This window comes from Psychrobacter sp. JCM 18900, assembly GCF_904846625.1.
In the GTDB taxonomy this organism is placed as follows: domain Bacteria; phylum Pseudomonadota; class Gammaproteobacteria; order Pseudomonadales; family Moraxellaceae; genus Psychrobacter.
In genome coordinates this window covers 582,122-597,552 of sequence record NZ_CAJHBL010000002.1, presented here as the reverse complement: position 1 = coordinate 597,552, position 15,431 = coordinate 582,122, and the positions used below count along the sequence as shown (strand labels likewise).

Below are 15,431 nucleotides of genomic sequence, written 5' to 3'. Positions count from 1 at the left end.
AGCGAAATCACTATGAGCATACAGACTATTGAAAACACCAACGAACTAGAACGGCAGATTGCTGCGTTGATCGTACTTGAACCAAGGTTTGCTTCTGTGCATAAGCAGGTTGGCACACCTAACCTTAGGCATAACGCAGGTGGTTTTGAGCAATTAATGAGGGCGATGGTTGGTCAGCAGTTATCAGTAGCTGCCGCTGCTAGCATTTGGAAACGACTGGTTGATGCAGAATTGATCACACCGCAAGCTATACGTGAAGCGACAGACGATAGTTTGAAGACGCAAGGATTGTCTAAGCAGAAAACTCGTTATGTACGCTCTTTAGTGGATCATGATATAGACTTTGCAGCATTGGAAACCTTACCAAATGAAGAAGTCATAACAACTTTGACAGCTGTGACAGGCATTGGGCGTTGGACAGCTGAGATGTATTTATTATTTTCATTAAAACGTGCAGACATACTTGCTGTCGATGATTTGGCCATTAAAGTTGCAGCCATGGAGTTGTTAGGTTTAGCAGAGCGCCCAACACCCAAGCAGCTTAAAGATCTAACTCAGCACTGGTCACCTTATCGCAGCGCTGCCAGTCTATTGCTTTGGTCGTACTACGGCTCATTACGTGATAAAACCGCACTACCTTTATAACTAATTGAGCAAAAACTGAGCTAGTGTTATTCACTACCATTCGTGAGCAAAGAGTCTCTTTTAAGGCTGGTTCCATATAGAAAAGCCAGACTTGTTTTTAGTATGCTTAAACTTGCTTTTTCTTAGCATATGACTTTTATGCTTTAGTGCCTTAAGCGCACCACTTCTGCTGACGGTCGCCATAGAGAATTTGTGGTGACTTACAGCATCATTTTTAGCCTTGTCGCTATCTTTACGAAGATTAACGCCATCGTCGTTGTAATCTTTCCTGTATACGCTTGTGTTTACTTCCTTGTTATCAGACACTTCATTACTAGCAGAGTTACTACTGTTATCTGATTCATTTCCTTCTGCTGATTCATCAGTACTGCTTCCCACATGATGTTCAAGTTCAGCTTGATTAACAATCAACTGCTGAGTCGGCAATGCATGTTCTACTTTATATTTCGCGACTTTCTTTAATATATCTACAAACAAAGCGTTTTGTTTGTCATAGAACTCAATGATACCAATAGCATTCACATAAGCTTGCAACTGAATAACATAGCAATCTTGGCGCAGCTCCAAAATATTGACCTGATTCCATTCTTGATTGGTCAAATCATGCTCTTTTATAAATTCATCCAAGTCATTAACCATTTTGAATATTACGTCAAGATCAGCGGTACGCTTAATATATAAGTAATGGAAAAAACGAAACATATCGCGAGAGGTAAAGTTTTCGATCTGCATCGATGAAAAATCACCATTTGGTACCGTAACAATCGTCCGCGACAAGGTTCGTACGCGCGATGAGCGAATACCAATATCAATAACTGTGCCTTCGTAAGTACCAAACTTACAATAGTCACCGATACGCACAGGTGAATCTGCGACGACGACGACACTACCAACTAAGTTTTCAATCGTCTTTTGCGCACCAAGGGCCAACGCCAAACCACCCACACCCAGTGCGGCAATACCAGTGGTCAAATCAAAACCCAAATTGCCAAAAATAACAATCACTGCAAATATCAGTAATAGCGCTTTGACGACCTTACGCAGCAGTCCCAAAATTGAGACTCGCTCAGTATAGTTTTTCTTGTAGCTTAGATTTACCGCTCGGGTAAATATCGCGTCGATCACTCGCAATAGTAGCCAAGTCAGCGCTAACCAAGAAGCGATATCCGTAAAGCGATTGACCGGCTCACGCAGGGTCACCGATACGCCTGCATAAACCATCACCTCGGATAGTATCAGGGCCATAATGACCACAGAAAGTGGCAATATTACCTTATTAGGTAACGGCAATGGCGTACCACGCAAGTACGGATAGACAATCCTTAATAAATGGTACAGCAACCATACCGCGACATAAGTGAGTACAAAGCTGGTCACAATCATAGTGAGCGCGGCGACCAAATCAGCTAGTTGATAGCCAAAAAGCTTTTTACCATCTAAAGAATCAACCGTATAGCGAGAGACCAAGGTCGGCTCAGTATTTTCTATCACTTCTGGTACTGAGGTCAGTGTATCGCTAGAGAATTGCCAATATTGTTCGTTTTGTTTTGAGACCACCCTTTCTAGCAATAGCGGAACACTTCGCTCCCCGATATTAATCACACCGACATTTTCTTGGCTAGGTGGCAGTTGGTCAGTTAGATTACCCTCAGGTGAATTGCTAATCTGTAGATCCGGCTGAAAACGCCCTCCTGCATCCAGTGCCTGTTTGAACTGTCGCACAACGGTCGTTGGGTTATCGGACTTTGATAAGTTGAGATAATTACTTGCCAGCAAATAATCATTTTCGCCCAACGCACTGATAAATCCTTGTACCGTATGACGCGGCGTATCTCGTCCGAATGAATCAGGCAATGGCGTACTTACTGTCTCTCCACTACTGTCATTACCCACTCCAAGCGCACCAGCCTCGACAGCATAGGCATTATTTGGCAAGGCAATACTCAACAGCATAGTCAGTAATAGCATTGCGACTATAAATGGCATCTTAGTAATAACAGGGAATAAATTAGGCGAAGGACTGGGAGTCAGATTGTGCTTGATAGACAAAACAAACCTCTTAGTTTAAATGGCATGATAAATGACAGGTGGCGTCCATACTATAGTAACAATTATTTATAACAGCAGTGCTTTTGATTACGCAATTTTGTAGCTAACTGTATTGGTATTTGGTTTCTTACTCTAGGTGTGCTTCTAATAATAGGTGTTTTTAAGGATAGGCTTCTCTTATAAAGTTGAATTATTTCTCCTAGAATTTCTAAGTAAAGTAATTTTTAACTGACTATTTAGCAAGCTAACCTGAATAACATTCAGCCTAACCTGAGTAAACATTAGGTTAAAATAGTTTATAAAGCAGGACAATTTGTAGATAATGAGCACAGTTTTGCTTATATACTGTTTTTTGTAACTTTTGACCCCTTTTACGTCATAATAGTTACCTCTCATTTCTGCATTTTTAACTTGATTACTTTGGAATCGACTATGTCTGTATCACGTGCATCTTCACGTACCTATCTTCGTTTAAGTATTTTGAGCGCGCTTGGCTTACTAGCAGTAAATACTGCAATGGCAGCCACTTCTGAAAACACTTCCATTGACGATAGTAACTTACCACAAGTTGAGCTTGACGAAATCGTAGTAACAGCGACTCGCACACCTACTAAAGTCAGTAATGTGATTGCTCAGACACGTGTTGTAAATAGTAAAGAGCTCAAACGTTATCAAGGTCAAACAGTATTAGAAGTACTAAAACGCCAGCCTGGTATCAGCCATTATACAAACGGCGGCATGGGGACGGTTTCAAACCTTTATATGCGTGGCTACGATGGCAAGCAGATCTTAGTACTGATTGATGGCATACGCTATAGCTCATTAAGTACAGGTACTAGTGCCCTAAACTTACTACCAGCAGACCAGATCGATCGTATCGAAATATTATACGGCGCGTCAGGCTCTAGTATATATGGTGCAGATGCAATGGGCGGCGTCATTCAAGTATTTACCAAAGGCAGCAATGTTGAAAAGACTAACTACTCTGTAACTGCGGGTGTCGGCTCGAATGATCAGTACCTATATGGCGCGAGTGCACAGTTTACCAATGATACTGGCACAGCCCTTAGCCTATCAGCCAGCCACAATGAAACAGACGGTATCAATGCCACGCTACCCGATCCTAGTAACCAATATGCTCCTTACAACAAAGATGATGACGGTTTTGAAAGTGATAATGTGAGCATTGCTTTGAATCAACGTATTAACGATCAATGGTCAGCAGGCGCTAGTGCCTTGTATAGTGAGTCAACAACTTATTTTGATAATGGTGCGGCGCAGAATGTCTATTCTGATCAAGAGACGGGCGCAGCTCAAGCCTTTGTCGATTGGCGCTATCAACCAGGCTCTTCAGTGAAGCTGCAATATGGTCATTCTATTGATAATATAGATACAGAAACCTATGCCAGCAACTATGACACCGAACAAGATCAAGTTAGCTTAGTAGGTCAGCACTCACTACCTATCGGTACAGGTATATACGGCGCAGAATACTTAAATCAAAGTATCGATACCACTGACTATGATATTGATGATCGTGATGTCACCAGTGCTTTTTTGGGTTATGTGCTAGCCAACGATAAGTTCGATGCACAAGCAAACCTACGTTATGATGATAACTCACAGTATGGTGATGAGACTACCTACAACCTAGGTGGTGCGCTACACATCAATCCTAACCTACGTATTGGTGCCAGTTATGCTAAAGGTTTCCGAGCACCTAGCTTCAATGACTTATATTCACCTTTCGGCGGCAATGCTGAACTAACACCAGAAGCCAGCGATAACTATGAAGCATTTATTGAATATGACACAACTATTCAATCTACACGCTTGACTGGCTACCATAATAAAGTTGACGACCTAATCAGCTATGTATCAAACCCCACTCCTAGCAACCCATATGCAGGTGCTAGCGAAAACGTCAATGAAGCTGAAATCAAAGGGATCACGCTAACATCAGACTGGATAATCGATGACTACTTATTTGGTGCGAGTTATGACCACCAGCAAGCAAAAGATAGCAGTGGTGGTAGTAATGATGGTAATTTCCTTGCCATTCGCCCTGAGCACAAAGGTCTGATTTATGCAGGTTATCGTCTATCAAGCTTTGATATTCGTGCCGAGTATGAATACGTAGGCGATTATTATAGTAATACTGTTAATGCAGAGTCGCAGTTTGTCGATCATTATGGATTGTTCAATATTAGCGGTAACTATCAGTTAACTGATAATCTTACTATGACTGCTCGTTTGGATAACATCACCAATGAGAAATACATCACGCTACCTGGTTATGATACTGACGGTATCAACTACTTTACTTCTCTAACTTATAACTGGTACTAAGCTGACTTAGCACTATAAAAATCTAGCGCTTAATTAAATATAAAAGGTCATCTAAAGGTGGCCTTTTTTTATACCTATGAAAAATACACAGGTACTTATGCCATGGCTGCTTATCATTTATCTCAGTCAATAGGTGACAATTAACCACTCATCTATTACAATAACGACCTCCGAGAGGTGTTGCGCCATAACAGTGATTTACTGCATTAACGTTCTATAGTTATGCAATCACAGGTTATGTTAGGCTCGGTTAACTGTCGATAGTCCATGTTTTTGGTCACTCACAGCGCAAACAACGGCACCTGCGTTTTTATTCTTTTTATCATTCGTTAACCACTGATAGGAGCATATTATGGACGCAGTGTCTACTACACCATCTGCCCATACGATCGATCCCTCTTTCACTGACTACAAAGTCGCTGACATCAGCCTTGCTGATTACGGCCGCCGTGAAATCACCCTTGCTGAAGCCGAAATGCCTGCCCTAATGGGCTTGCGTCGTCGCTACGAAGCAGACCAGCCGCTTAAAGGCGCGAAAATCGCTGGCTGTATCCACATGACTATTCAGACTGCCGTACTTATCGAGACATTAGTCGCTCTAGGTGCTGAAGTACGCTGGACATCATGTAACATCTTCTCAACTCAAGACCATGCTGCTGCTGCAATTGCTGCTGCTGGTATCTCTGTTTATGCTTGGAAAGGCGAAACAGAAGAAGAGTATGAATGGTGCCTACGTCAGCAAGTACATGTTGGCGGCGAAGCGTCAGGCCAACTTTGGGATGCTAACTTAATCTTAGATGACGGCGGTGACTTAACTGCTTTAATTCACAGCGATTATGCAGAGCTTCTTGATAGCATTCATGGCATCTCAGAAGAAACCACTACTGGCGTTCATCGCTTGGTTGAGATGCTTGGTAAAGGTACACTTAAAGTACCAGCCATCAACGTCAACGATGCAGTGACCAAATCTAAAAACGACAACAAATACGGTTGCCGTCATAGCTTAAACGATGCTATTAAACGCGCTACCGATATGTTCCTTGCTGGTCGCCGTGCTTTGGTTATCGGTTATGGCGATGTAGGTAAAGGCTCTACGCAAAGCTTACGCCAAGAAGGCATGATCGTACGTGTTTCAGAAGTTGACCCTATCTGTGCTATGCAGGCATGTATGGACGGTTTTGAAGTCTTATCACCATACATCGACGGTGACAATACTGGCGGCGCAGCCAGCATCAACAAGCGCTTGCTTGAAGACACTGACATGATCGTCACGACTACTGGTAACTACCATGTTTGTGACCGTCATATGCTAGCAGCCCTTAAGCCTGGTGCTGTTGTATGTAACATCGGTCACTTTGACACCGAAATCGACACACAATTCATGCGTGACAACTGGCGCTGGGTTGAGATTAAGCCACAAGTTCATCAAATCTTCCGCTCAGACGATGAGAACGATTATTTGATCTTACTTGCTGAAGGTCGCCTAGTAAACCTAGGTAACGCAACTGGTCACCCATCACGCGTGATGGACGGCTCATTTGCCAACCAAGTATTGGCTCAAATGTATCTGTTCGAAGAAAAATTCGCTGACTTGCCAGCTGACCAACGTACTGACAACCTATACGTAAAAGTATTGCCTAAGAAGTTAGACGAAGAAGTGGCCGCTGCGATGGTTGCAGGCTTTAACGGTACGCTAACTAAGCTGACCCAAAAGCAAGCTGAGTATTTGGGTGTGCCAGTTGAAGGTCCATTCAAGCCTGACGCTTATAAATACTAAAAGGAGCCTGACTGTGAGTAAGCCTGCTTTCTCCTTTGAGTTCTTTCCTGCAAAGACCGAGCAAGGTCACGAAAAGCTTCTTAGCACTTATGATGAGCTTAATAAGTTATCACCAGCTTATTTTTCGGTAACTTACGGTGCGGGCGGTTCAACCCGTAGCCGCACCTTAGATATCGTACAGGCACTAAGTGCGCGTGGTACCACTGAAATCGCGCCGCACCTGTCTTGTATTGGTGATGATAAAAGTGAAATCGCTGAATTGCTCGAGTATTATAAGACTTTAGGTATTAGACGTTTAGTAGCGCTACGCGGCGACTTGCCATCAGGTCAGGTGGGCATGGGTGAACTACCATTTGCGGTAGATTTGGTAAAGTACATTCGTGAGCATTCAGGTGATCACTTCCATATCGAAGTGGCCGCCTACCCTGAAATGCACCCACAAGCACGTAGCTTTGAGTTTGATATTGATAACTTGGTAAATAAATACCAAGCTGGTGCCAATGCGTCGATTACCCAGTTTTTCTACAACGCTGACAGCTATCTGTACTTGCGTGATAAGTTAGAGAAACGCGGTATTGATACAGTAGCTCAGCCTTTGGTCGCTGGTATCATGCCAATTACTAATTCGAGCAATCTCTTGCGTTTTGCTGATAGCTGTGGCGCTGATATTCCACGCTATGTACGTAAACAGCTGACGGATTTTGGTGATGACCGTAAGGCTATTCGTGAGTTTGGCTTTGATGTGGTTTATCGCTTGTGTGAACGCTTGATTGCCGAGGGCGTACCTGCTATGCATTTTTATAGCATGAACAAAATTGAGCCAAACAAACGCTTGGTAGAAGCATTGGGATTGACTGCTTAAATTTGTAAGCATTCTAAAATATCCCTCGATCATTCCTGAATATATTATTAATGACTGGCGCTTCTAGGAGCGCCAGTTTTTTATTGTCAAAATTTTGACCAATAGCCCTTTACCGTTTTATTCATACACTTTATCTTATTTGATTTTTAAAAATTTCTTCACTGTGTAATAATGCTGCTCTAAAAATAATTTTCTTTATTAAGAAAAATTCTCATAAAACAAATGTCATTAATTGGCTCAAGTGATATTCTATAGATCTAATAATAATTACACTCAATCAAATAATAGGAATAAGACCACGTGCGACGTTTTTTTTATGCCGTTAACAACGACAATGCTGATGCCTCATCACTACCTAAATTGGGTGAGTTACCGCTAGGTAGTGATGTCGAATTACCCGATAGTGTTGTCCATCATTGGTGCCGTGTGCTACGTGCCAATATTGGTGATCAAGGGATTTTGTTCGATGGATTTGGCGGCGAATATACAGTAGAGCTACAGGCAATTAGTAAAAAAAATGCCACTGCTACTTTGCTTACACATATAGACGACGATCGTACGCCGCTTACTATCACCCAGATTGGTTTGGTAATGAGCCGCGGTGAGCGTATGGATTACGCTATTCAAAAAGCAACTGAGCTTGGAGTGACTGCCATTCAGTTGCTCAGCAGCCACCATGGCGAAGTCACATTAAAACCTGCTCAAGTTGAAAAGAAACTGGCGCACTGGCAACAAGTGGCGATTGCCGCTTGTGAACAATGTGGCCTTAATCGTCCACCTCTTATTCTTGCGCCACAATCTATTAACGAATGGCTAAGTAATACCAATTCTGACGCTAAGACTACTGAGACTATGGCTACTGACGTTACAAAGACGCAAATGGCCGTCAGTTCTATTGTTTCTGTGCTTAGTCTTGATTCTTACTATCAAGTATTAGCAAACGCTCCAGATCTATGTATGCAGATGAGTGTACCAGCAGCAGGACAACCTGCCATGCCTAACGCTCTATCTGATATTCTTAAACAACAGACCCCTTATATCAAACTGTTGATCGGGCCTGAAGGTGGTTTGAGTCACGATGAATGTCAGCAGGCGGAGAGTATTGGATTTGAGCCTTGGCAAATCGGCACAAGGGTCTTGCGTACCGAGACTGCACCAGTGGTAGCGTTAGCTACTCTACATGCTTTAAGCACCTAGTAAAAACTGATAAGTACTAGCCTGACTATCGTAGTTTTTATCTTTTATGCTTATAGTCAAAAATAACGTCTGTTCTGTATCGTACATAGTAAAATGCGATGCCAACTCAATGTTAATAAATTGATAATGCAGTTCTTATTTTTATAAGCCCTTATCTTTTGTGAGCCACTATTATGAGCAATTTTGACACTATTCCAGTATCAATCAAGCAGCAGTTGATGAGTACGCTATGTGAACAGCTTGAAGACGCCATATTTGTATTAGATGATAATTTACGTTATTTAGCGGTCAATGCCAGTTATGAGCTTATGATTGGCTACAAAGAAGAGTTCTTGGTTGGTCGGCCACTTGGTATTTATGCTGCTGAGTTTTTATCAGAAGCAGAGCAGCTGATCTTGAAAGACATCAGTAAAAACCTAGACAGTCATGGATTTTACGAACTTGATTTTTCGATGATCAATCGTTATGGCGAGCCTATTGATTGCCATGTCACTTATCGCAAGATTTATGTCGAGCAGACGGCCTACCATGTGGGTATGCTACGTGACATGTCATCGGTTATCAAAGACCAAAAACAGGTCGCGCATTTACTCAACTATGATCAGCTCACAGGTCTCCCTAACCGCAAGGTATTTTTGAGTCAGACAAGTGACATGCTATTGGATAGTTACCAAGAGGTTGTCCTTGTACGCTTAAATATTGACCGCTATCGCAATCTTGCCAGCCTACTAGGGCCTGATGGTGCCAATGATTTGATAAAAAACTTTGTAGAAGAAGTCGAAAAGCTCAAACTGCATAATTTACGCTCTTTTTCTCACTTTGGTGGTGATGATTTTGCGCTACTGTTTGAAGTTAAAGATGCCAATATGGTACGTCATCAGCTAGACACACTGATGCAAATGTGTGAGCGTCCCTTCTCTACTGATAAGAGCCATGCGACAGATACAAATATCTATTACCATATTTCTGTGGGTGTCAGCTGTTTTCCAAAAGACGATAACGAAATAACGGGTTTATTGACCAAAGCAGAAAAAGCATTGGACTATGTCAAGCAGCATGGTGGCGATGATATTCGCTGGTACGACGAGGCCATTGAAAGCGCCACCGCTGGTAGCTTAGAGCTAGAGTCTGAGCTTAGGACTGCTACCCTTGAAGGTCAATTCGTTCCCTATTATCAGCCAAAGTTTTCATTAGAGACTGGGGCTATCACAGGTTTTGAAGCATTGGTACGTTGGCAACATCCTACTCGCGGATTACTCAAACCCGTTCATTTTATCAATGCCATTATCGCGCACAAGCTCTCCTTTGATTTGTTTTCGCAACTGGCCATTAAAATTGTCAAACAACTAGCCGTTTGGCAACAGCAAGGGTTCCATCAACACGTCTGTATCAACGCTGATGCCGCTGAGTTTAGCCACCCTGACTTCTTTGATATGGTCAGCACACTACTGACAGAGAATGACGTTGCTGCCCATCAGTTACATATCGAAGTGACCGAGTCGTCTTTGATTCAGCGTCATGATAATGTAAAAAAACAGCTTAACTCGCTTAGAGAGCTTGGCGTACGTCTAGCGCTCGATGATTTCGGTACTGGTTATGCATCATTGAGCTACTTGCAAGAATACCCATTTGATTTTATCAAGATCGATAAGAGCTTTATCTCCAATATTGAAACCGATCGTACCCAGTACGCGATTGTAAAAGCCATTTTAGACTTAGCAGTCGCTTTAGATATGCAGGTCGTGGCTGAAGGTATCGAAACTGAGCAGCAGCGCGATGTGTTGTTAGATATGGGTTGCAAAATTGGTCAGGGCTATTGGTTTAGCAAACCCGTGGCTGCTGATGTCGCCACTGCGATGCTGATTAAACAAAATGCTTCTGAGTAAACGCTAAGCTATTCACTATTCACTATTCGCTATTCGCTATTCGCTATTCGCTATTAATCATAAACTACTATGTTCAGACTCCTAGCATACGAGCATGTTTAATGTTTATCACGTTTATATCTGTGAAATAACTTACATACTCGGTTCTACCAAATAGTGTTGTAATTTATACCGATGCGTTTGTCTTTATGGCAAACGCTATTTTTTTGGCTGTCGTTTTTTCATGTTAATACTAATCATATAAAGGACTATCTGTCTTAGTAACATTAGAGTTTTCATATGCTTAATGCTGCTGTTTCTTAGCGCCTAACGTCGATTGCATAACCGATGCAAGATAGGTTCATGACTTATCAGTCCTGTCACCAAACTTGTATAATCACCTATGAAAGCCTATCTTTTATAGTGAATTTGTTAGAGCACATTTAATCTATCATTGACTCTGACAATCACCACTCTTTTCAACACTATTTTATGTAATCGATAGCATGGTTGACCTGCTTTACTGTTTATCATTTATTTAGATTTTCAGATTGACTAGGTAAGAATAACGCACTAGAGGATAGTGCGACCATATGCTCATTATTGGCTATAATCGGTTACATTCCAAAAAGGACAGGAAGTTATGCAATACAAAGCGCCCTTACGTGATATCCAATTCGTTATGCATGAACTACTCGATAGTGAAAGCCACTACAAAACTTTGCCTGCGTTCCAAGAAGCTGACCGTGAGCTAATGGACAGCCTGTTTGAAATGGCTGCAAGCTTTGCTGAAAACGAACTGTCACCATTGAACCAAAGCGGTGATGCTGAAGGCTGTAAGTTTGACAATGGTAAGGTCACCACGCCAAAAGGCTTTAAAGAAGCTTATGATGCGTATTGTGAGCTTGGCTTCCCTGCTTTATCTGCTGAAGAAGATTTTGGCGGTCAAAACATGCCTTTCTCATTGTCTACTGTCATCAATGAAATGGTTGGTACGGCTAACTGGTCATTCTCTATGTACCCTGGCCTATCACATGGTGCTATCCAAACCATCGAGCATCATGGTACTGACGAGCAAAAACAAACCTACTTAGAAAAAATGGTCACTGGCGAATGGTCAGGCACCATGTGTCTAACTGAAGCGCATGCGGGTTCTGACTTAGGTATTATCCGTACCAAAGCTGAGCCTAAAGAAGATGGTAGCTATAGCATCACAGGTCAAAAGATTTTCATCTCTGCCGGTGAGCATGACCTAACCGGTAACATTATCCACATTGTATTGGCTCGTCTACCAGGCGCTCCTGCTGGCACCAAAGGTATCTCCCTGTTTATCGTTCCTAAAATGACGGTAAACGCAGATGGTAGCGTTGGCGAAAGCAACAATGTCGTTTGTGGCTCTATCGAACACAAAATGGGTATCAAAGCCTCTGCAACTTGTGTCATGAACTTCGATGGCGCAACGGGTTACTTGATTGGACCTGAAAACCGTGGCCTACAGTGCATGTTCACCTTTATGAACGTGGCACGTATCGGTACTGCTGTACAAGGTTTGACTGCAGCAGAGTATGCATTCCAAGGTTCATTGACTTATGCAAAAGACCGCTTAGCGATGCGTTCACTATCAGGTACGAAAGCACCAGAGAAAGCAGCTGATCCTATTATCGTACATCCAGCTGTTCGTAACATGCTATTGACTGAAAAAGCCTTTGCTGAAGGTGGTCGTGCGCTAGTTTATTATCTCTCACACTTTGCAGATACCGTCGCAAAAGGCGAAGGCGAAGAGTTGAAGTTTGCTGATCAAATGTTGTCACTACTGACGCCAATTGCTAAAGCGTTCTTGACTGAAACAGGTCTAGAAGCCGCTAACCATGGTATTCAGGTTTATGGTGGTCATGGTTTCGTTAGCGAATGGGGTATGGAGCAGAACGTACGTGATACACGCATTTCTTGCTTATACGAAGGTACCACAGAGATTCAAGCGCTTGACTTGTTAGGTCGTAAAGTCTTGGGTTCACAAGGTAAGCTACTTGCGAACTTTGTAAACGTTATCCAAGAATTCTGTGAAGAAAACAAAGAAAATGACGAGATGGGTCAGTTTATCCGCCCACTTGCCAAGCATCTTAAAGAATGGGGCGATTTAACTGCACGCATCGGTATGCAAGCAACTGAAACTCCAGATGCTGTCGGCGGCGCTGCAGTAGACTATATGTATTTCAGTGGTTATGTGACCCTAGCCTATTTATGGGCGCGTATGGCACTGGTTGCTCAGACTGCTATCGCAAACGGTACTGGCGAAAAAGCATTCTATGACGCTAAAGTTAAAACGGCTCAGTTCTACTTTGCTAAGCTATTGCCACGTACTACTACGCACGTACAGCGTATCAGCACTGGTGTAGAGCCATACATGAGCATGGACGTTGATCAGTTTGCCTTTTGATTAAAGCGCTAAACTTTGCAATCGTATAGTCTTGAGCGGCAATATACTTCGGTGTGTTGCCGCTTTGTTTTGCGCGTGCTTATGACAACTATCAAAATAGTTTTGTCTATAGCAACTGTCTATAAGTACCGACCTGTCTACCTTCTCACATTCTAGTTATCAGTGAGGTGTCTATAAGCACTTCAATAGCCGTTGCTAACTTTTGGTGTACGCACAATTCACGAAGAAATACACTCGCTCACAAGCTTATTTGTTAAACTTTGATTATTAATCGCTAAGGTTATACCAAGAAAACAGTTGATAATCTTAACAACTTCAATTTTAATTATTTGAACCAAAGGAATGTTTATGGCTGTTTATAATGCCCCTCTTAATGACATGCGCTTTATCTTAAATGACGTATTCAAAGCGCCAGAGTTTTGGCAAAACAACGAAAACTTGGCTCATGTCGACATGGAAACTGTCGATATGATTTTAGAAGAAATGGGAAAACTGTCAAAAAACATTCTACTTCCTATTAACCGTAGCGGTGATGAAGAAGGCGCAACTTTCGAAGGTGATGGCGTCGTCACGACTCCGACAGGATTTAAAGAAGCCTACAAGCAATATGCTGAATCAGGCTGGGTTGGTTTAAGCGGTAATGCTGAATACGGCGGTCAGGGCTTCCCTAAAATGGTTACCATGCTCACCGAAGAGATGGTTTTCACTGCCAACCAATCATTTGCCCTGTATCCAAACCTAACAGTCGGTGCGACGCTTTGTTTAAATGCGGCTGGCTCTGAAGAGCAAAAGCAAACTTATCTAGAAAAAATGTACAATGGCGAATGGGCGGGCACCATGTGCTTGACAGAGCCGCATGCTGGTACTGATTTGGGCATTATCAAAACCAAAGCCGTGCCTAATGATGATGGTAGCTATGATATCTCTGGTACCAAAATCTTTATCACTGGTGGTGAGCATGACCTTACTGATAACATCATTCATTTGGTATTGGCAAAAACACCTAATGCACCAGAAGGCTCAAAAGGTATCTCGCTATTTGTCGTACCAAAATTCTTGGTCAACGCAGATGGTAGCTTAGGCGAGCGCAATACGTTAGCGGTAGGCTCTATCGAACACAAAATGGGTATCAAAGCCTCTGCGACTTGTGTCATGAACTTTGACAATGCCAAAGGCTGGATGGTTGGCGCGGAAAACACTGGCCTATCATCAATGTTCATCATGATGAACTATGAGCGTGTCACTATGGGCTTGCAAGGCTTAGGTGGTTCTGAGCTTGCCTATCAAAATGCAGCGTTATATGCCAATGACCGCGGTCAAGGTCGTAGCGATACACAGCTACAAAGCCCAGAAAAACCTGCTGATGCTATTATCCATCATGCTGACGTCCGTCGTATGCTATTGAATGCCAAAGTAAACACTGAAGCTTCGCGCTGTTTTGCGATGTACGTTGCCAAAAACCTTGATGAAGAGAAGTTTAGTACCGATCCTGAGTCAGCCAAAGCTGCTGCGGCTCGTGTTGCCCTACTGACACCGGTTGCTAAAGCGTTCCTGACTGATAAAGCACTAGAAGCCACTGTTGATTGTCAGCAAGTCTTTGGTGGTCATGGCTATATCCGTGAATGGGGTATGGAGCAGATCGTTCGTGATACACGTATTGCACAGATTTATGAAGGCACCAACGGTATTCAAGCGCTTGACTTATTAGGTCGCAAAGTTGCTCGTAACAACGGCAAGTACGTCACTCATTTCTTAGGTGAGATTCGTGACTTTGTTAGCAATATGCAAGCAGATCATGCTATCAAACAAGCTACGTTAAATGCAGCAGATACCATCGAAGAGCTAACCACCACTGTGCTTAACAACATTGGCGAACGCAAAAACGAAATCAATGGCTGTGCGGTTGACTACATGCATGCGTTTGGCTACCTTGCTTACTCATACATGTTTGCATTGATGGTAGAAGCTGCCAATGGGAAAGAAGGTGAGTTTTATACCAATAAAGCCAAGCTTGCAGATTACTTTGTCGGTCGTGTCTTACCGCGTATCGATGCGCATGCACAAATGGTCAAAGCTGGTAGTGACCCAATGATGAACTTTGATCTTGCTTATTTCGACGTTCCTGCAAGCTAAGCTAGCTTTACAACTCACCTAAAATACCTTGATTAAAAGGACAGTCGTGTTACTGTCCTTTTTTTTGTCAAAATAACTGCTAACAAAATAATTCAATATCAATAGGCAGTTCCGATT

Annotated in this window: 9 protein-coding genes; 8 read left to right on the top strand and 1 reads right to left on the bottom strand. The window is 42.6% G+C overall.

Annotated elements, in window-relative coordinates:
* Window positions 1–12: 12 nt before the first annotated feature.
* Window positions 13–645 carry a DNA-3-methyladenine glycosylase family protein gene (locus JMX96_RS05395; RefSeq protein WP_201567930.1) on the top strand — a complete coding sequence of 211 codons (633 nt, stop codon included), beginning with the start codon at window positions 13–15 and terminating at the stop codon, window positions 643–645.
* Between the two features lie 60 nt (window positions 646–705).
* Here JMX96_RS05395 and JMX96_RS05390 read toward each other — a convergent pair whose 3' ends face one another.
* Window positions 706–2,631 carry a mechanosensitive ion channel family protein gene (locus tag JMX96_RS05390; RefSeq protein ID WP_413786734.1) on the bottom strand — a complete coding sequence of 642 codons (1,926 nt, stop codon included), beginning with the start codon at window positions 2,629–2,631 and terminating at the stop codon, window positions 706–708.
* A gap of 495 nt (window positions 2,632–3,126) precedes the next feature.
* Here JMX96_RS05390 and JMX96_RS05385 point away from each other — a divergent pair, with 495 nt between their 5' ends.
* From JMX96_RS05385 to JMX96_RS05355, 7 genes are all read left to right on the top strand, one after another.
* Window positions 3,127–5,043, top strand: coding sequence for a TonB-dependent receptor plug domain-containing protein (locus JMX96_RS05385; protein ID WP_201567926.1), 1,917 nt, complete (start codon window positions 3,127–3,129; stop codon window positions 5,041–5,043).
* Between the two features lie 352 nt (window positions 5,044–5,395).
* The gene (gene ahcY, locus JMX96_RS05380) at window positions 5,396–6,820 is read left to right on the top strand and encodes an adenosylhomocysteinase (RefSeq protein WP_201567924.1); all 1,425 of its coding nucleotides are present in this window, start codon (window positions 5,396–5,398) and stop codon (window positions 6,818–6,820) included.
* A 13-nt stretch (window positions 6,821–6,833) separates the two neighbouring features.
* Window positions 6,834–7,682, top strand: coding sequence for a methylenetetrahydrofolate reductase [NAD(P)H] (gene metF / locus JMX96_RS05375; protein ID WP_201567922.1), 849 nt, complete (start codon window positions 6,834–6,836; stop codon window positions 7,680–7,682).
* A gap of 300 nt (window positions 7,683–7,982) precedes the next feature.
* On the top strand, window positions 7,983–8,879 hold the full coding sequence (locus JMX96_RS05370; RefSeq protein ID WP_201567920.1) for a 16S rRNA (uracil(1498)-N(3))-methyltransferase: 897 nt from the start codon (window positions 7,983–7,985) through the stop codon (window positions 8,877–8,879).
* A gap of 173 nt (window positions 8,880–9,052) precedes the next feature.
* Window positions 9,053–10,765, top strand: a complete 1,713-nt coding sequence (locus tag JMX96_RS05365; RefSeq protein WP_201567918.1) for a putative bifunctional diguanylate cyclase/phosphodiesterase — start codon at window positions 9,053–9,055, stop codon at window positions 10,763–10,765.
* A gap of 622 nt (window positions 10,766–11,387) precedes the next feature.
* Window positions 11,388–13,181 carry an acyl-CoA dehydrogenase C-terminal domain-containing protein gene (locus tag JMX96_RS05360; protein ID WP_101204980.1) on the top strand — a complete coding sequence of 598 codons (1,794 nt, stop codon included), beginning with the start codon at window positions 11,388–11,390 and terminating at the stop codon, window positions 13,179–13,181.
* 348 nt (window positions 13,182–13,529) lie between these two features.
* Window positions 13,530–15,314, top strand: a complete 1,785-nt coding sequence (locus JMX96_RS05355; RefSeq protein ID WP_101204979.1) for an acyl-CoA dehydrogenase C-terminal domain-containing protein — start codon at window positions 13,530–13,532, stop codon at window positions 15,312–15,314.
* Window positions 15,315–15,431 lie beyond the last annotated feature (117 nt).